The organism is Bacillus norwichensis (genome assembly GCF_014836955.1).
Lineage (GTDB): Bacteria > Bacillota > Bacilli > Bacillales > Bacillaceae_C > Siminovitchia > Siminovitchia norwichensis.
Genome location: NZ_JACSPV010000037.1, coordinates 1 through 17,677, shown reverse-complemented (window position 1 = coordinate 17,677; position 17,677 = coordinate 1). Strand labels below are relative to the sequence as shown.

The 17,677-nt window shown below is 42.3% G+C and carries 17 protein-coding genes and 9 tRNA genes; 25 read left to right on the top strand and 1 reads right to left on the bottom strand.

Annotated features, from left to right (window positions below; all coding sequences use genetic code 11):
• The first annotated feature begins 215 nt into the window (after positions 1-215).
• The 15 genes from H9631_RS16940 to H9631_RS16870 all read left to right on the top strand — a co-directional run bounded on the left by H9631_RS16940 (position 216) and on the right by H9631_RS16870 (position 15,763).
• The gene (locus H9631_RS16940) at positions 216-1,235 is read left to right on the top strand and encodes a LolA family protein (RefSeq protein WP_191814880.1); all 1,020 of its coding nucleotides are present in this window, start codon (positions 216-218) and stop codon (positions 1,233-1,235) included.
• 573 nt (positions 1,236-1,808) lie between these two features.
• A complete protein-coding gene (locus H9631_RS16935) occupies positions 1,809-3,176 on the top strand; it encodes an NCS2 family permease (protein WP_191814878.1) in 1,368 nt (455 codons plus the stop codon).
• Positions 3,177-3,203: 27 nt separating this feature from the next.
• Entirely contained in the window at positions 3,204-4,952 is a 1,749-nt protein-coding gene (gene ade / locus H9631_RS16930) for an adenine deaminase (protein ID WP_191814876.1), read from the top strand.
• Between the two features lie 621 nt (positions 4,953-5,573).
• Positions 5,574-6,737, top strand: coding sequence for an alanine racemase (gene alr, locus H9631_RS16925; protein WP_191814874.1), 1,164 nt, complete (start codon positions 5,574-5,576; stop codon positions 6,735-6,737).
• A gap of 727 nt (positions 6,738-7,464) precedes the next feature.
• Positions 7,465-7,746: a CopG family ribbon-helix-helix protein gene (locus H9631_RS16920; RefSeq protein ID WP_160707741.1), complete on the top strand. Its 282-nt coding sequence runs from the start codon at positions 7,465-7,467 to the stop codon at positions 7,744-7,746.
• 4 nt (positions 7,747-7,750) lie between these two features.
• The gene (locus tag H9631_RS16915) at positions 7,751-8,101 is read left to right on the top strand and encodes a type II toxin-antitoxin system PemK/MazF family toxin (protein ID WP_018709209.1); all 351 of its coding nucleotides are present in this window, start codon (positions 7,751-7,753) and stop codon (positions 8,099-8,101) included.
• Between the two features lie 250 nt (positions 8,102-8,351).
• Positions 8,352-9,188, top strand: coding sequence for an STAS domain-containing protein (locus H9631_RS16910; protein ID WP_318246827.1), 837 nt, complete (start codon positions 8,352-8,354; stop codon positions 9,186-9,188).
• Positions 9,185-9,541 (top strand): STAS domain-containing protein, encoded by a 357-nt coding sequence (locus H9631_RS16905; RefSeq protein WP_191814872.1) that lies wholly within the window; start codon positions 9,185-9,187, stop codon positions 9,539-9,541. The genes H9631_RS16910 and H9631_RS16905 overlap by 4 nt, the downstream gene beginning before the upstream one ends.
• A gap of 4 nt (positions 9,542-9,545) precedes the next feature.
• Positions 9,546-9,947: an anti-sigma regulatory factor gene (locus H9631_RS16900; RefSeq protein WP_191814871.1), complete on the top strand. Its 402-nt coding sequence runs from the start codon at positions 9,546-9,548 to the stop codon at positions 9,945-9,947.
• Positions 9,948-9,962: 15 nt separating this feature from the next.
• Entirely contained in the window at positions 9,963-10,970 is a 1,008-nt protein-coding gene (locus tag H9631_RS16895; protein WP_191814869.1) for a PP2C family protein-serine/threonine phosphatase, read from the top strand.
• A 76-nt stretch (positions 10,971-11,046) separates the two neighbouring features.
• A complete protein-coding gene (locus tag H9631_RS16890; protein WP_191814867.1) occupies positions 11,047-11,376 on the top strand; it encodes an anti-sigma factor antagonist in 330 nt (109 codons plus the stop codon).
• A complete protein-coding gene (rsbW, locus tag H9631_RS16885; protein WP_191814928.1) occupies positions 11,376-11,849 on the top strand; it encodes an anti-sigma B factor RsbW in 474 nt (157 codons plus the stop codon). Before H9631_RS16890 ends, rsbW begins: the two co-directional genes overlap by 1 nt.
• The gene (sigB, locus tag H9631_RS16880; protein ID WP_191814865.1) at positions 11,827-12,621 is read left to right on the top strand and encodes an RNA polymerase sigma factor SigB; all 795 of its coding nucleotides are present in this window, start codon (positions 11,827-11,829) and stop codon (positions 12,619-12,621) included. The genes rsbW and sigB overlap by 23 nt, the downstream gene beginning before the upstream one ends.
• Positions 12,618-13,217 (top strand): PP2C family serine/threonine-protein phosphatase, encoded by a 600-nt coding sequence (locus tag H9631_RS16875; RefSeq protein ID WP_191814863.1) that lies wholly within the window; start codon positions 12,618-12,620, stop codon positions 13,215-13,217. Before sigB ends, H9631_RS16875 begins: the two co-directional genes overlap by 4 nt.
• Before the next feature lie 365 nt (positions 13,218-13,582).
• Positions 13,583-15,763 carry a Tex family protein gene (locus H9631_RS16870; protein ID WP_191814861.1) on the top strand — a complete coding sequence of 727 codons (2,181 nt, stop codon included), beginning with the start codon at positions 13,583-13,585 and terminating at the stop codon, positions 15,761-15,763.
• Positions 15,764-15,781: 18 nt separating this feature from the next.
• Here H9631_RS16870 and cmpA read toward each other — a convergent pair whose 3' ends face one another.
• The gene (cmpA, locus tag H9631_RS16865; protein WP_120119462.1) at positions 15,782-15,898 is read right to left on the bottom strand and encodes a cortex morphogenetic protein CmpA; all 117 of its coding nucleotides are present in this window, start codon (positions 15,896-15,898) and stop codon (positions 15,782-15,784) included.
• Between the two features lie 97 nt (positions 15,899-15,995).
• Here cmpA and H9631_RS16860 point away from each other — a divergent pair, with 97 nt between their 5' ends.
• The 10 genes from H9631_RS16860 (at position 15,996) to H9631_RS16815 (ending at position 17,676) form a co-directional block, all read left to right on the top strand.
• Positions 15,996-16,448 carry a SprT family protein gene (locus H9631_RS16860; RefSeq protein ID WP_191814859.1) on the top strand — a complete coding sequence of 151 codons (453 nt, stop codon included), beginning with the start codon at positions 15,996-15,998 and terminating at the stop codon, positions 16,446-16,448.
• A 149-nt stretch (positions 16,449-16,597) separates the two neighbouring features.
• A tRNA-Ser gene (locus H9631_RS16855) sits at positions 16,598-16,688 on the top strand.
• A gap of 12 nt (positions 16,689-16,700) precedes the next feature.
• A tRNA-Glu gene (locus H9631_RS16850) sits at positions 16,701-16,772 on the top strand.
• 175 nt (positions 16,773-16,947) lie between these two features.
• A tRNA-Asp gene (locus H9631_RS16845) sits at positions 16,948-17,020 on the top strand.
• Positions 17,021-17,076: 56 nt separating this feature from the next.
• Positions 17,077-17,151: transfer RNA gene (locus H9631_RS16840), tRNA-Gln, on the top strand.
• A gap of 1 nt (position 17,152) precedes the next feature.
• Positions 17,153-17,225 (top strand) — tRNA-Lys (locus tag H9631_RS16835).
• A gap of 87 nt (positions 17,226-17,312) precedes the next feature.
• Positions 17,313-17,399: transfer RNA gene (locus H9631_RS16830), tRNA-Leu, on the top strand.
• Positions 17,400-17,409: 10 nt separating this feature from the next.
• Positions 17,410-17,486: transfer RNA gene (locus H9631_RS16825), tRNA-Arg, on the top strand.
• A 24-nt stretch (positions 17,487-17,510) separates the two neighbouring features.
• Positions 17,511-17,587, top strand: a tRNA-Pro gene (locus H9631_RS16820).
• A 15-nt stretch (positions 17,588-17,602) separates the two neighbouring features.
• Positions 17,603-17,676 (top strand) — tRNA-Gly (locus H9631_RS16815).
• Position 17,677: the final 1 nt, after the last annotated feature.

Here is a 17,677-nt window from a genome sequence, read left to right as displayed (position 1 = left end):
CGCTAAACGGATGCTTCCACTTTTCTATACATATTGTCCACGGTTGTCTCATATATTTTAAATGCGTCAGGAGAGAGGAGGCTGGGTACGAGAGTCATTGCTGCATTGAGCGGAACGGCACGCAATTTGTAGAGGTCAATGCTGGCGAATGGCTTTTGGCATCCTCCTAATCTCTTCTTTTCATGTGTAAATGAGACAACAAAGGGGTTGAAGGAATGAGAAAGGGGCTATGGCTCGTTTGGGGACTTTTTGCGGCGGTGCTCGTGCTTTCGGCCTGCGGTTCAAAATCTCAGGAAGATGTCGCGAAGGGATTGAAGGAAAGAGCGGGAGATATCAAGGGGTATAAGGCGAAAGCGAAGATGACTCTGGAAGTAGGGGATGAGCCTCAAGTTTATGATATTGATGTCTGGCATCATAAACCGGGTGATTATCGGGTCCATTTGAAAAACGCCAAAAAAGAACAAAGCCAAATGATTTTAAGGAATAAGAGTGGTGTTTATGTGTTGACGCCTGCTCTGAACAAAAGTTACAAGTTTCAGAGTGATTGGCCGCAAAACAGCAGCCAAGCGTATTTGTTTGAGTCTCTGGTGCAAGATGTACTCGAAGACAAGGAAGCGAAATTCAAGGAAACAAAAGAACATTATGTGTTTGAGACAAAGACACGGTACCAGAATCATAAAATGCTCCCGACTCAGGAAGTCACTTTCAAGAAAAAGACTTTGGAGCCAATCAGTGTTAAGGTGATGGATACAGATAAAAATCCGGTCGTCACTGTGAAGTTTACGAAGGTTGATTTTAATGCCAAGTTTGATGAAGGTGCATTTGATACAAAGAAAAATATGACGAGTGCCCAACTGGAAGTGCCTGTGCTCGCAGACTTGAATGAAAAGGAATTTTCAGTGAAGTATGCGATGGCTGACATTCCCGGCGTTGCGCTTCATGATGAGACGACGATGAAGACGGACACAGGAAAACGCGTCATCCTGACATACGAGGGAGAGGATAAGTCCTTCACGCTCTTTCAGGAGAAGGCTGAGGTGATTCCAACAGCGTCAATGGAGACAGTTGAAATGACTGGTGAGATGGTAGATTTAGGTTTTGCCATTGGCGTCATAAATGATCATTCGATTGTTTGGAGCCAGGACGGTGTCGATTACATGATTGCTTCCAAAGACCTGACGCAGGAAGAGATGATGATGGTCGCGCGTTCAGTTCAAGGAGACTCGGTGAAGTAGACCCTTTTAAACGAAGGGTCTTTTATTTGTTTAGAATCTAAACTGAGAGTTGTACGTTTTTGAAAAAATGATATAATAGTTACTAATAATTATAAATATTTAGAACTATAATTCTTTAATTATAAGCGCACCCCTTCTTGACCTCCATTTATGGAGGGAGTCCCTTTTAAGGATCGTCTCGGAGGAGGTGGCATTTGATATGAAAAATTAACTTCATTGAGCAGAAGTCTCCCACTTCTGTAAGTGGTGAGGTGGATGTGTATTGGTATTCTGGGGGGGCAAACCCAAGCTGAATGAAGTTAAAGCCTTCGGCGGATGCCACAGATTTTCAGAGGGAATTTATCGAGTTTAAGTTCGATAAAACCTGGGCACAAATACGCCAAGGCGCATTTGATTAATGGGAGGTGGATACTGTTTTGGGGTTCGGCGCGCTTCACTCTATGAAACCACTTCTGCATCAGGATAAGACATAGAAGTACGTTTTAATAGATCTAGTTTTATGAAAGCATTTTGTTTTCCCGACCTGCGTCCTTGAATTGCTGATGTTGATTTTAAAAAAGGAGCGATGCTGTTATGGGTAGGGCAGAAAAAGATACGGGGCCCAGCGTTCCGCCTCCAACTCAGAAAGGTTTGTTGGAAAGGGTATTTAAGCTATCGGAAAGAAATACGAATGTTCGTACGGAAGTACTCGCAGGACTGACTTCCTTTTTGACAATGAGCTATATTATATTTGTTAATCCGGCGATTTTGTCTGATGCTGGGATTCCAAAGGAAGCGGCATTGGCTGCAACCATCTATGCGAGTGTTTTTTGTACGATTCTAATGGCACTTTGGGCTAATTACCCTGTTGCTGTGGCACCAGGAATGGGCTTAAATGCCTTTTTTGCGTATACTGTTGTCCTTGGACACGGGCTGACATGGCAAACGGCACTGGGAGCGGTATTTATTTCGGGGGTTCTGTTTCTTATCTTAACTGTGACCGGAGTCCGGCAAAAGATCGTAGATGGAGTACCCGACGTTCTGAAATCAGCCATTGGCGTCGGAATCGGTTTGTTCATCGCATTTATCGGTTTTTCCAATGCGGAATTGATCGTTGCGGATGAAGCGACCTTTGTTTCGCTGGGTGATGTAACGAGCCTTGGTCCGATCCTTGCTTTGATTGGTTTTATTATTGCTGCGGTATTGACGGCCAAGAAGGTAAAAGGAGCCCTTCTTATTAGTATTATTGGAACAAGTATTATTGCGATGATCACAGGTTTTATTGGGTTTCCCAAAGGGATGGGTGACATTGTTTCCTTTCATTTGCCTAGCATGTCCGAGACTTTTTTAAAGATGGATATTAAAGGGGCTATCGCGTACGGTATCCTTTCAGTCATTTTCTCCTTTACAATTGTTGAGCTGTTTGATAACTTAGCAACATTAATTGGATTAACGCGGAAGGCCGGATTGGTGCATGAGGATGGAAAAATCCAGAATCTTGATCGTGCTCTACAAGCGGATTCAATCGGTACCATGGCGAGTGCTGCTTTTGGAAGTACAGCATTGAATGCTTATGTAGAAAATGCAACAGGAATCCAAGAAGGCGGCCGAACAGGCTTAACCGCATTGACGGCGGGGATATTATTCCTTTTGGCGCTGTTTTTTGCCCCGCTGATTGTTTTTGTTCCTTCAGTAGCGACAGCGCCGATTCTGATTCTGGTTGGTGCTTTAATGATCAGTGAAATCAAGAATATCAGTTTCGATGATTTTACAGATGTTATCCCTGTTTTCCTGACGATTATATTAATGCCCTTAACGTACAGTATCGCAACGGGCTTGGCTTTCGGATTTATTTCTTACACACTATTAAAACTACTTACAGGTAAAGCCAGTCAAATTCATTGGATTATGTACATTGTTAGTGCGGCGTTTATCATCAATTTTATCATGGGCGGAGGATAATCCGATAAATAGAGAGAGGGATACTGATTGACCTTTACAAAGGAACTTCTGAAAAAAAGAATCGATGTTGCAGCGAAAAGAATTCCTGCTGATTTAGTTATTAAAAATGGACAAGTTATCAATGTGTTTACGAGAGAAATAATAAAAGAGGATATTGCGATTGTTGATGGATCTATCGTTGGGACAGGGGAGTTTGAAGGCTATGAGACTGTGGATGCTTCTGGTCAATTTGTCGTGCCCGGCTTTATAGACGGGCACGTTCATATCGAATCTGCGATGGTGACTCCTTCCGAGTTCTCAAACGTTGTCCTGCCGCATGGAGTTACGACCATCGTGGCCGACCCACATGAAATAGCGAACGTAAGCGGAACAGACGGAATCGACTTTATGCTAGAAGCTTCAGAAGGTATTCCGCTGGAGGTTCTTCTAATGCTCCCCTCATGTGTTCCTGCCACTCCTTTTGAAAACTCAGGGGCAACCTTAGAGCCTGCTGATTTGGAGCCTTATTATTCTCATCCAAGAGTCATAGGCCTTGGGGAGGTCATGGATTATCCTTCAGTCCTCTTTAAGGACGATAAAATGTTGGATAAGATTATGGATGCTTCGGTAAAAGAAAAGCACGTTGACGGCCATGCGTCGGCTATTGATGCTGACGGGATCAATATCTATATGGCAGCAGGCATCCAAACGGATCATGAATGTGTAACTGCAGAAGAAGCGCTAGTTCGATTGAGAAAAGGGATGTATGTAATGCTGCGTGAAGGGTCTGCCGCAAAAGATCTGGTTACCCTGCTTAAGGCAGTGACTGAATATAATGCGCGCCGTTGTCTATTCGTGACAGATGACAAGCATCTGGATGAAATTATAGATGAAGGAAGCATTGATTTTAACGTAAAAACGGCCATTCGAGAAGGAGTAGACCCGCTGCTTGCGATTCAAATGGCGACGCTGAATGCAGCAGAATGCTTTGGCTTAAAAACAAAAGGTGCTATTGCTCCAGGCTTTGAAGCAGACTTCATACTGTTAAAAGATCTGGAAACTGTTGACATTAGCCAGGTTTATAAAGGCGGTAAGCTTGTGGCAGAAAACGGTGAAGTTATCCAGGTGGCAGGATCGATTACTCCGCCTTCCATTATCACCGACAGCGTTCATATCAATCCTATTTCAAGAGAAGATTTAAAAGTGATGATGACCGAAGGGAATATGGCGAATATCATTGAAATAAGGCCTAAAATGATTCTCACAAAACATATCATCGAAGAGGTTGATGTGAAAGACGGTTATTTTCAGCCAAGCGTTGCAAAGGACCAGCTGAAAATAGTGGTTATCGAACGCCATTACCAGACTGGCAATATTGGTTTAGGAATTATCAAAGGACTTGGAATCAAAAACGGTGCGATTGCATCAACGGTTGCACACGACTCCCACAATATTGTAGCTGCTGGGACAAATGATGAGGATCTGTTAAAAGCAATCCAATTAACAGCTGATATGAGGGGAGGTCTTGTAGTCGTTGAAAAGGGAAAACTGCTTGTTTCCCTCCCCCTTCCGGTTGCCGGTTTAATGTCCAATTTGGAAACCAAAGTGGTGAATGAACGGATTCAGGACCTTAATTATGCCCTAGCTAAAATCGGCTGCACGATGGAATTCAATCCATTTATTACATTGGCATTTCTGGCCTTACCAGTTATTCCTGAACTTAAGCTTACTGATAAGGGACTATTCGATGTGAAAAATTCCCAATATCTAGATGTTGAAGCTGTAAGTGTAAAATAGGAAAGGAAGAAGCTTCTATGGTTAGGCGAGAATGTGACATAGGATTGGTGGCAAGCATAGCAACAAATGATGCTTTGATGAAGCCATAAAAAAAGGTTGCTAATATTATTGCCGTTTATTTTGCTGTTGGTGTGCTGTAAAAAATAAGCTTTCGCGAGGGGATAAGTGGTTTGTTATTAACACTAATTACTAAACTTAATCTCCTATTAAAACTTATTTTTTTATTTATCCTTATATTTTATTGGATATTTAATTGCTTGGTTAATAGGGGGTCACCCTTAAGCTATATTTTGGAAGCAAGACGTCACTTTATGACGTTTTGCTTTTTTCCTTTGGTTTGTGATGGAGTAAGGCATTGTCAAACTTTCAATACCTAGTGGCCCTCTTGGCTTGGAACAAACGTTGCTGGTTCCAGAGGAGCTTTCAAAAAAGTAGAGAGGGGTGGCTATGCAAAGAGCTTCATTAGAGCTTATAATTTCGAAATATGCTGCAGTAATTTCTTTATGGAAAAAATTACGAATTCGCTGTTAAAATTTGTTTCAAAATTTATTTGACATATACGAGAGTGAAATGAATAATCAAATAGGAGTCAATTTGATTTTCCGGGGAGCGTGACTTTTTTTGATTGGCCAAACTCAATATTTTCGTGATACATGGGCTGAGATTGACCTTGATGCCCTGTATCAAAATGTAAAAACAATCCGTGACGGGCTGCCTCGGGAAACGAAACTGTTTGCTGCGGTTAAAGCCAATGCATACGGACACGGAGACTTTCAAATTGCGAAAGAAGCTCTAAAGGCAGGCGCCCATGGTCTCGTTGTTGCATTGCTTGATGAGGCCTTGGCACTAAGGGAAAAAGGGATAAAAGCGCCGATTCTTGTTCTTGGTCTGATCAGGCCAACAGATGCTAGTATTGCCGCCAGGTATCAAATTTCAGTCCCAGTATTCCAAATGGAATGGCTCAAAGAAGCGAGTCTGACGATGGAGAGCGGGAATCCGCCGCTGAGGATTCATATTAAGTGCGATACGGGAATGGGGCGTATCGGACTTAAGCATGAAAAGGAACTGAAAGAAATCGAGCAGTTTATCAAGGAAACGGATAAATTTGAATTTGAAGGGATTTTTACCCATTTCTCGACTGCCGACCAGGCTTCAGAAAAGTATTATCAAATGCAGCTAGCGGCTTTTAAACAACTTGTTTCTGTATTGGATACAGCCCCGAAGTATGTACATGCTGCCAATAGTGCAGGAGCCCTGTGCCATTGCGATTCATTATTTAATGCGGTTAGAGTAGGGATTGCCCTCTATGGCCTTTCGACATCAACGGAAAGACCCCCGCTTAATAAAGTGAAGCAAGTATTTTCGCTTCATACCAAAATTGTTCATGTGAAAAAAATCCAGTCGGGCGAGTGTATTGGATATGGGGCCAGCTACAAGGCGCAAACAGAAGAATGGATTGCGACGATTCCAATCGGCTATGCAGATGGCTGGCTGCGTAAGATGGAAAAGCAAAGAGTTATCGCAGATGGAGAGCAAGCAAACATCGTAGGCAGAATCTGTATGGACCAGACAATGGTCAAACTTCCCCATTTTATGCCGATTGGCACTAAAGTCACTTTGATTGGCGGGCAAGCCGATGACTTTATATCAGTTGAAGAAATTGCCGAGAAGCTTGACACGATTAATTATGAAGTAGTCTGTACAATCAATTTTCGGGTCCCTCGTATTTACAAAAGGGGTGACCAACTGGTTGAGATCGAGAATAAACTATTTCTCGGAATATAGTGTCGAGAAGCGTCTTGTTTGTAAACGACGCTTCTCTGATGTTCAAATGTAGGGAGAAATAACTACTAATTTTCGGGATTTTTCCTCCAATGCGTCAACAACGGATTACAGGAAGTGCTAGTGTAAGTGAGGGGATGTCCAGAAAGGTAATGGATGTCCCCGTTTTTTGTTGTTTTCATAAAAATGGGAGCGACTAGTGACGAAAGCTACCTGCGATAAGAGATCTCCGTTAAAAATGGTAATTATTGGCGAGATGGTTGTTAAAAATAAAAGATCGGCCTGGGAAAACTGATCGCTGATTCATTTTAGTGGCTCTCAAGAAGTGCATTCTCGAACCTGCCAACGAACAGGGAAACACCTTGAGCTACAGGTAATTGCGTCGCGTCTTTTTTTTATAGTCTAAGGCATCTCAGTCTGTATGCCGTTAAACGACCTCATCCGCATTGCATAAAAAAATTAATTTATTTTGCTGAAAAAAGAAGGAGTTATGACAAAAAAGGAGAATTTATGTATAAGGAATTCTTTGTCTTGACGATAATAAGAAGAAATGTTTGAAGCCGAAACGCGACCAGCTTTATCTGAAATGATACATTTGTCCTTTATTGTTTTTTAAAAGACTCCTAAATGTTCTTTGCACCAAGAGGCAATGATGTTATGATTGTATGTGGATTAATATTAAACTGTTTTTGTTAAAAACGGCTTGTATTTATGGTGGAGGTGTGAGTTGGTGTCTGAACCCAGCGCAACAACTGAAATTATCATTCGTTTACCACAACAGCTCTTGGCGGAGTTGGATGGATTTGTGGAGCAAGAAAATGTAAATCGAAATGAATTTATCTACCGAGCTACGAAAATGTACATTCGCGAACGAAGAAAGCGCCACATAGTTGAATCAATGAGACGAGGCTACATGGAAATGGCAAAGATTAACCTAGCTATCGCATCGGAGGCTATACAGGCGGAATACGAGGCAGAGCATACTGTCGAACGGCTTGTAAGCGGGGGATGATCTTTTGGTCGTTAAACGGGGTGATGTGTTTTTCGCTGATTTATCCCCAGTAGTTGGTTCGGAACAAGGCGGAGTAAGGCCGGTACTTGTCATCCAGAACGATATTGGAAACCGGTTTAGTCCCACAGTCATTGTTGCAGCCATTACTGCGCAAATCCAAAAAGCAAAGCTGCCTACTCATGTGGAAATTGATTCAAAGCGTTACGGTTTTGAACGGGATTCAGTCATACTGCTTGAACAGATTAGAACAATCGACAAGCAGCGTCTTACTGATAAGATTACACATCTAGATGAAGAAATGATGGAGAAAGTGGATGATGCCTTGCAAATTAGCTTGGGTCTCATCGCTTTTTGAGACGCTTTTTAGCGTCTTTTTTTTATGAAGTAAAAAAGATCTGTGTACTACACATTTTTAAAACAATCATCGACTCTGAAAAAGTGAACAGGCATAACGATCCAGTCTTAAAGATACAATCTTAAATAGAATATTTTTGCAAATAATTGGGTGTTTTTGCAAACATTTGTCAATTGTATAACGAACTTGCTAAAATAACAGCATAAACAAAAATAGGACGTGAACAGGCAAACGATTGGAGGATAATGGAGTGAATATCGAAGTTGCCAATTTTTTGAAAGAATACAAGATGGATTTACTCGAAAATTGGATGGTCGTCATGAAAAAAAGTGGAGAAGAACAGCCGTTGAGTCTTGTTTCTGATGATGGTTTTAAGAACATAGGCAAAGAATTTATTGAAGTGGCCATTTCCAATAAAGTAGACTCCGAGAGCAAATATAAGCAGAAGGTTGAGCACTTTACTGAAATGGTTGTACGGATTGGCTGGGAACTGCCCTTTTTAATGAATGGTCTCAATGCGTTAAAAGCACTTATATTGAGACGAATGAGGGAAGAAAAAGACTATACCAGTGAACAGACAGTTGAATTGATTGCTGAGATTGATAACTGGCTTGATCCAATGACTAGTCAAATTGTAGAATCTTATTCCAATAATTGGGGAAAAGTAGTTTCCCTCCAAAAGGTTGCTCTTCAAGAATTATCAGCTCCTTTGATACCTGTATTTGAAAAGATTTCCGTTATGCCGCTCGTAGGAACCATTGATACGGATAGAGCGAGGCTCATTATGGAGAATTTGCTTTCAGGAGTAGTCAAACATCGGTCTGAAGTCGTTTTAATAGATATTACGGGGGTTCCTGTTGTAGATACAATGGTTGCACATCATATCATTCAGGCGGCGGATGCTGTCAGACTTGTGGGGGCAAGATGCATGCTTGTAGGAATCCGTCCTGAAATTGCACAGACCATTGTGAATCTGGGAATCAGTCTTAATCAGGTTACGACAACAAGTACGCTTCAAAAGGGAATCGAAAAGGCATTAGAATTTACGAATAGAAAAATTGTGCCGCTTAAGGGGGGCTCAGATTGAGAATACCAATCTTAAAGCTGCGGGATTGTTTGTTAGTTTCTATTCAATGGGAATTGGATGATCAAACTGCGCTTTCATTTCAGGAGGACCTTTTACAAAAAATTCATGTGACTAATGCTCGTGGTGTGGTCATTGACATTACTGCCATTGATTTTATTGATTCCTTCATTGCCAAAGTATTGGGGGATGTAATGGAGATGTCAAAATTAATGGGGGCAAAAGTTGTTATTACTGGGATACAGCCAGCAGTTGCCATCACTCTGATTGAGTTAGGAATCAGGCTCGAGGGTGTCATGACCGCTCTTGATTTGGAAAATGGGTTGGATAAACTAGAACAGGAACTGGGGGATTAAGCCTATGGAGCTGCAGTCCTTCGTAAAAATAATAAATGAATGGGACATCGTAGCAGTTCGCCAATTAGGGAGAAATGCAGCGAAAGAGCTGGGCTTTGGGGTAGTGGACCAAGCAAGAATTACAACTGCGATTAGCGAATTGGCCCGAAATATATTCTTGTATGCCGGTGACGGCAAAGTGACCATTAATAAAGTTCTCTTGGACGGAAAAAAGGGATTGAAAATCGTTGCAGAGGATGAAGGTCCGGGGATAGAGGATATTCGAAAAGTAATGGAAGATGGATACTCCACTTCTGGAGGGCTGGGAGCCGGTCTTCCGGGTGTCAAACGATTGATGGATGAATTTGATGTTCAATCCCAAGTTGGTAAAGGGACCGTCATCACTGCTATAAAGTGGCTCCGGTAAAAAGGAGTGAATTGAATGGATTTTTGGGATACGATTGAATCAAAATACAAAGATATCATTAATAGATACCTCCTTGATCAAGATGAGAGGGTACTCTATCAAGGGCAGAAATTAAGCCGAAAATTGATAGAACATCAAATAGGGCCTGAAGAAATTGTTAGCTTGCATAAAGCGATTTTAATGGAGGGGGAACATTCTTCCAAGCAACTGCTGGATTCCTTTGATGTCCTTCTTGAAGTGATGATGGCTTATGGACTCGCCTACAGGGAGCATCAAAGTCTCAGAACTGAACAGATGGCACTGAAAAACGAAATCGAAGTGGCAGCAAGCATGCAACAGACACTGCTCAGGACCTCCATTCCTGAGATGGAAGAGGCAGAGATCGGGGCTATTAGTGTACCGGCTCGACAAATGAATGGTGATTACTTCCATTTTGTCATAGATGATGAACAAAATGTCGGAATCGCAATTGCGGATGTTATTGGGAAGGGGATTCCCGCAGCTTTATCCATGTCGATGATTAAATATGCGATGGACAGTTTACCAGAGGATCAGCTTCGTCCAGGCACGATACTCAGGAGTCTAAACCGGGTTGTCGAGAGGAACGTTGATCCAAGCATGTTTATTACGATGTGTTTTGGCGTCTATGATCAACGAGAGCATACATTTCTCTATTCTACCGCCGGACATGAACCAGGTTTTTTATATAACGCTAAGAACGGTGAATTCAAAGAGTTGGAAGGAAAAGGACTGCTCCTAGGGATTGAAAAAAACACCGATTATCGTGAATATCAAATACATTTGTCACCAGGTGACATGATTATTCTTTTATCTGATGGCGTTACTGAATGCCGGACAGACGAAGGTTTTATCAAAAGAGAGAAATTGACAGACCTGATCCATAAATATATTGATTTACCCGCTCAGGAAATTGTAATCAACGTCTACAAAGAGTTGGAACGACTACAGGAATTTGAACTTCGTGATGATTTCACTCTCATTATTTTAAAAAGAGACGAATAAACGATGTTTGCTTTACCTGAAAGACGGGTATATGTGAATGATACGATTAACACTACATATTATAGGGGTGGGTAATGTGAATGTTTCGATAGAGATAAAAGAATTGGATGATATTTTTTATGTGCAGCTTACAGGTGAAATTGACGCTTATACAGCTCCGAGGGTGAAGGATAAGCTCATGGAGGCTGCTAAAGGTGATGGTGCTAAGTTGAACATTGATTTATCGGGTGTTAGCTATATGGATAGTACCGGTCTCGGTGTGTTTGTCGGGGTTTTCAAACAACTGCGTGCTAATAATGGCTATATGAAGCTGACTGGAATGTCAGAAAGACTACAGCGCTTGTTTGATATTACCGGACTCGCCGATGTGATGAACATCACTACCGAGGTGGAGGGTGGAGTATGATGAGTGCAGCTTTTGATTATGTTGAGATGAAGGTGCCAGCCAAGCCGGAGTATGTCGGAGTCGTAAGGTTGACTATTTCAGGCATTTCAAGTCGGCTGGGTTTTTCCTATGAAGTGATCGAAGATATTAAAATCGCTACAAGTGAAGCTGTTACAAATGCGGTTCAGCATGCCTATAAGAAGAAAGAAGACGGAGAAGTTGTTGTCGGTTTCGCCCTTTTTCATGACCGTCTTGAGGTCATGGTGTCTGATTCTGGAAAGAGCTTTGATTTGAAAAAAACACGGCGTGAAACGGGACCATACTCCGAAAAAGAAAATGTGGAATTTATGCGTGAAGGAGGATTGGGTCTATATTTAATGGAGAGTTTGATGGATGAAGTCAACGTCCAATTGAACCAAGGGGTCAGTGTCTTTATGACGAAGTACCTCGAAGGGGAGCAGGTGGAGTTGAATGCCAAACAAATCTCAACCTGATTATCGGAATACTGATGTTAACAAATGGATCAAAGCCTTTCAGCTTAATGAGGACGAAGAGGCTCAAAACAATCTAGTTCTTCATTATAAAAATCTGGTTAATTCAATCGCTCGTAAATATTCAAAAGGAAGGTCATACCACGAAGATATTTTTCAAGTGGGAATTATTGGATTGTTGGGGGCTATAAGGCGCTATGATGATTCTTACGGTAAATCGTTCGAAGCATTTGCAATACCGACGATTATCGGAGAAATCAAACGCTTTCTGCGTGATAAAACATGGAGTGTGCACGTTCCACGCAGAATTAAGGAATTGGGTCCTAAAATCAAGTCGACCGTAGAGGACTTGACGAGAGAGCTTCAACGATCTCCACAAATCCATGAAATTGCAGACCGCCTTGAGGTAACGGAAGAAGAAATTTTGGAAGCGATGGAAATGGGGAGAAGCTATCAGGCGCTATCAGTGGACCATTCTATTGAAGCTGATATAGACGGGAACACTGTAACTTTGCTGGATATTATCGGAAATATAGACGAGGGTTATGAGAAAGTGAACCAGAAACTTGTTGTGGAAAATGTCTTACACTTATTGACGGATCGCGAAAGGCAAGTTATCCAGTATACGTATTTGGAGAACTTAAGCCAGAAGGAAACTGGAGATTTATTGGATATTTCTCAAATGCATGTTTCAAGACTCCAACGCAGGGCGATTAAAAAACTGAAGGATGCGATCTTGGCAGAGCCGATGGATAAGGAGAGCTCTACTTCATGATGCACTTTCAAAATGAATGTATAGAGGCTTACGCTTTTCAAAGGGCCAAAGAAGGAAAAGCTTTTTGCGGTGACAGCTTTTATATGACTGCAGATGATCATTGCTTTCTTTGTGTTCTGTCTGATGGTCTTGGAAGCGGCGAATATGCCTATGAGTCTTCCCAAGCAGTCGCTACAGTTGTCAAATCAAACCCCAAAGAAGACGTTGAGACACTTATGAATTTCAGTAATAAAGTGCTGTTCAGTAAACGTGGAGCCGCGACCGCTATTTTTAAAGTAGACTTTCGAAAGAAGACGTTTGAATACAGTTGTGTTGGAAACATTCGTTTCTATTTATACCCGCCCTCGGGAAAAATGGTTTATCCAATGCCCGTGTCAGGCTATCTATCAGGCAGACCCCAGAAATTCCGAACGCAAACATTCCCTTACGAACCTCAATCCACTTTTCTAGTCCATTCAGACGGCTTTATCAAAAAGGATTCAAAGTTGTTTACCGATGACTCGCAAACAATATCAGTCATTGCTAACCGCTTGAAGCAGAATCAAATTAATAAAAATGATGATGTTACATTTATTGTAGGAAGCCTGCTTAAGTAAGCGGGTTTTTGTTTTTGCAGAATATTTATCAAGCTAATCGTGGTTGGTTTCAGGAGACTTAGCACCAAACCTAAGCATTGTTGTTGCAGGGATGCTCCATAGAATTATCAGGGATTCGCCGTCACTTTATATTTTGAATGGAGCCATACAGAAAGCTTTTCACGATGTAACTGGCATGATCAGTTTTGCTGTGGCGTCAAAATTTGCTTTATGCTTGTCGGACCCCTTTGGGATGAGGAAATAAATTATTATCTGGGTGTGTGAGTGAAAAAATCATGTGTGTTTCTTATTGCATACCATGGTATTTGGGTGTAGCGCGATGTTAAGATAAAATAATAGTGACGAAAATGAAACGAGGGATTCCAATGGTTGAAACTGAAACGAAGACCAATCATGATCAGCTTATTCAGAAGCTGGCAAAAGAATTGAAGCTTTCAGGGAGGCAAGTCAAAAGTGTCATCACTTTACTTGAAGAAGGGAACACGGTTCCGTTCATTGCCCGCTACCGGAAAGAAATGACCGGCGCACTTGATGAAGTTCAAATAAAGGATATTATGGAAAGTTGGACATACATACAGAATTTAGAGCAACGTAAAGAGGATGTACTCCGTCTGATTGATGAACAGGGCAAGCTGACTGAAGAATTGAAACAAAAGATTGTTAAAGCCGACAAACTTCAAATAGTGGAAGATCTCTATCGGCCATACAAGCAAAAGCGACGTACGAAAGCGACTGTTGCTAAAGAAAAGGGATTGGAGCCTTTGGCAGACTGGCTGTGGAGATTTCCAACAGAGGGAAGTGTTCAACAGGAGGCTGAAAAATATATCTCCGATGAACGAGGAGTAAAAGAAGCTCAAGAAGCGATCCAGGGGGCTAAAGATATACTGGCAGAGCGGATTTCAGATGATGCTACCGTACGCCAATGGATCCGGGATGAAACCCTTCGTTCTGGTCAAGTGACGTCAGAAGTGAAAAAGGCAGAGCTGGACGAAAAATCAGTGTATGAGATGTATTATGAATACGAAGAGCCAGTGAAAAGAATCGTGCCTCACCGAGTTCTTGCACTGAATCGTGGTGAAAAGGAAGATATTTTACGGGTGTCCATCAAAGCGGACTCGGAAAAAATTATCGCTTATTTAAAAAGGAAATATATTAAAAAGGAATTGTCTATCTCTGCTCCTGATGTAGCGGATGCTATCGAAGATAGTTATAAGCGTTTGATTGAACCGTCCATTGAACGTGAAATCAGAAATGAACTGACAGCTAAAGCGGAAGACCAGTCTATTCATATTTTTTCGGAAAACCTTCGAAAGCTGTTGCTCCAGCCTCCGTTGAAAGGGAAAATGGTTCTTGGGGTGGACCCGGCGTATCGGACTGGCTGCAAATTGGCAGTGGTAGATGAGACAGGAAAGGTACTTTATATTGATGTAATATATCCGCATCCTCCAAAGGCAAAACCTGAACAGGCGAAAGCAAAGATGGTTGATGCGTTAGATAAGTATAACGTTGAAATTGTTGCGATTGGTAACGGGACGGCATCCCAGGAAACGGAGCAGTTCACAGCCAATATTTTAAAAGAGTTGAAGGCTGATATTTCTTATATTATCGTCAACGAAGCTGGGGCGAGCGTCTACTCAGCATCTGATTTAGCAAGAGAGGAGTTTCCGGAGCTGCAGGTTGAAGAGAGAAGTGCCGTTTCCATTGCACGCCGTCTGCAGGACCCGCTGGCGGAACTTGTGAAAATTGATCCTAAATCGGTAGGTGTTGGTCAGTATCAGCATGATGTGACTCAGAAAAAATTGAACGAACAGCTTGCCTTTGTCGTCGAGACCGCCGTGAACCAAGTAGGGGTAAACGTGAATACAGCTTCCTCTTCATTGCTTCAATATGTATCGGGACTGAGCAAAACGGTGGCAAATAATATCGTGAAGCAGCGTGAGGAAAACGGAAAATTTAGCAGTCGTGCTCAATTAAAGAAAATCCCGCGCCTTGGAGCGAAAACGTATGAGCAGGCCATTGGTTTTATGCGCATATTAGATGGAAGGGATCCACTGGATGCCACGCCTATTCATCCGGAAAGCTATCCAGAGGTCAAAAACCTGCTTGAGTCGATTGGGTTGACATCTGCAGATGTCGGTACTGAAAAAATGACTGAAGCCTTGAAACATCTATCTATTAAGGAAACAGCAGAGGAGCTTGGGCTAGGTGAGTTGACTCTCCGGGATATCATTGAATCATTAATGAAGCCGGGGCGCGATTTACGTGACGAGTTGCCGAAGCCGTTGTTGAAAAAAGATTTACTAAAGCTTGAGGATTTGAAAGCTGGAATGGAGCTGCAGGGAACTGTACGAAATGTCGTTGATTTTGGCGCATTTGTAGATGTCGGTGTCAAGGAGGACGGTCTAGTTCATATATCAAAATTGAGCAACCGTTTCGTAAAGCATCCACTTGATGTTGTCTCATTAGGAGATGTTGTCACCGTCTGGGTAGAGAATGTGGACGTTCAAAAAGGACGTCTATCTTTAACGATGGTTCAGGGAAATTAGTAAATGAAGAAACACTGCTTATCCAGAGCAGTGTTTTCTTCTGTAAAAGAACCAGCATTGGTTAAGCAGCTTTATCTGATACCGATCTTTTTCCAAAAAAGCTTTCTGCATCTGGTTTTGAAACCAGGCAGGCATTAGTATCGCCCCTCCCAAATTAAAATTTTTTGTTAATATAAATATATGAGGAGAAAGGTCTCTATGTTCGATTTTTTAGACCAACGGAGGTAAAAGAATGACAAATGAAGAGCTTCAGACATTGACTGAAAAGATATCTGAAACATATTTTTTAAAACCGTTCAAGCATAAAGCTATATTCAATTCGCGTCTTAGGACAACTGGAGGGCGTTACATGCTTGGAACTCACAATATTGAAATCAATAGAAAATATTTCGAAGAGCATGGGCTGGATGAGCTCAAAGGTATTATTAAACATGAGCTTTGCCACTACCATCTCCATATAGAAGGAAAGGGCTATAAACATCGAGATACAGACTTTCGGATATTAATGAAAGAGGTTGGAGCTCCTAGACATTGTACGCCGCTTGGTCGTGACAAGAAAAAACCTGTTTTAATACGGAGCTATGTTTGTACAAAGTGCGGGCAACATTATGAAAGACAACGGAGAGTAAATACCAAACGCTATTTTTGCGGTAAGTGCAGAGGGAAACTTCGGGAGAATGTTTGAAACGATACCATTTTGAAAGAAATAAATATAACAAAATGAACGTTAACTAGCACAGCAAGCAAGAAAAGTAGAAATAAAGATTTGAAAAATCGCTAGAATACCCTTGACAGCATAGCTGAGAGTATTTATAATCGTAAGAGCATTCATACGGGGAAGTACTCAAGAGGCCGAAGAGGTGCCCCTGCTAAGGGCATAGGTCGCGTAAGCGGCGCGAGGGTTCAAATCCCTCCTTCTCCGCCATTTTTTTATGTTGGCCCCTTGGTCAAGCGGTTAAGACACCGCCCTTTCACGGCGGTAACACGGGTTCGAATCCCGTAGGGGTCATTAGAAAAGCGGAAGGCGTCGTTTAGCAACGTACAGACTGGAGTGACTTCGACGAGATAAAGGAAACACGGCGAAGTCACAGGCGAGCCGATGTTGACTTATCGTAGGAGAAGGTGCGAAGTCTGCTAGCTCCTGACGCCTGTAGCTGGACAATAACAGAGCATCATAATTTCATGGTCCCGTGGTGTAGCGGTTAACATGCCTGCCTGTCACGCAGGAGATCGCGGGTTCGATTCCCGTCGGGACCGTTTTAAAAAACTTGTATCTTCTTGGCAAATTCTGTATAATAGAAGACTCGTAATGATGGGCTATAGCCAAGCGGTAAGGCAACGGACTTTGACTCCGTGATTCGCTGGTTCGAATCCAGCTAGCCCAGCCAAGAGCCATTAGCTCAGTTGGTAGAGCATCTGACTTTTAATCAGAGGGTCGCAGGTTCGAATCCTGCATGGCTCACTCTTTCAAATAAAAGAGAAAAAACATCAAAAAAGATGTTGACACATTCGAATTAAGATGTTAAGATATATCTTGTCCTTGAAAAAGGCGGTCGTGGCGGAATCGGCAGACGCGCTAGGTTGAGGGCCTAGTGGTAGCAATACCGTGGAGGTTCAAGTCCTCTCGACCGCACCAAGAAGAATATGCGCCCGTAGCTCAATTGGATAGAGCGTTTGACTACGGATCAAAAGGTTAGGGGTTCGACTCCTCTCGGGCGCGCCATATTGCATCTTTAATATCTATGAACGGGAAGTGGCTCAGCTTGGTAGAGCACTTGGTTTGGGACCAAGGGGTCGCAGGTTCAAATCCTGTCTTCCCGACCATAGTATCATAATGATGCGGGTGTAGTTTAGTGGTAAAACTACAGCCTTCCAAGCTGTTGTCGTGGGTTCGATTCCCATCACCCGCTCCAA

Excerpts from the sequence above, each read along its gene's own strand:
- sigB (WP_191814865.1), top strand. The coding sequence starts at position 11,827 with ATGCCAAACAAATCTCAACCTGATTATCGGAATACTGATGTTAACAAA.
- rsbW (WP_191814928.1), top strand. The coding sequence starts at position 11,376 with ATGAGTGCAGCTTTTGATTATGTTGAGATGAAGGTGCCAGCCAAGCCG.
- H9631_RS16940 (WP_191814880.1), top strand. The coding sequence starts at position 216 with ATGAGAAAGGGGCTATGGCTCGTTTGGGGACTTTTTGCGGCGGTGCTC.
- H9631_RS16935 (WP_191814878.1), top strand. The coding sequence starts at position 1,809 with ATGGGTAGGGCAGAAAAAGATACGGGGCCCAGCGTTCCGCCTCCAACT.
- H9631_RS16875 (WP_191814863.1), top strand. The coding sequence starts at position 12,618 with ATGATGCACTTTCAAAATGAATGTATAGAGGCTTACGCTTTTCAAAGG.
- H9631_RS16900 (WP_191814871.1), top strand. The coding sequence starts at position 9,546 with ATGGAGCTGCAGTCCTTCGTAAAAATAATAAATGAATGGGACATCGTA.
- H9631_RS16895 (WP_191814869.1), top strand. The coding sequence starts at position 9,963 with ATGGATTTTTGGGATACGATTGAATCAAAATACAAAGATATCATTAAT.
- cmpA (WP_120119462.1), bottom strand. The coding sequence starts at position 15,898 with ATGCCTGCCTGGTTTCAAAACCAGATGCAGAAAGCTTTTTTGGAAAAA.
- H9631_RS16870 (WP_191814861.1), top strand. The coding sequence starts at position 13,583 with ATGGTTGAAACTGAAACGAAGACCAATCATGATCAGCTTATTCAGAAG.
- H9631_RS16860 (WP_191814859.1), top strand. The coding sequence starts at position 15,996 with ATGACAAATGAAGAGCTTCAGACATTGACTGAAAAGATATCTGAAACA.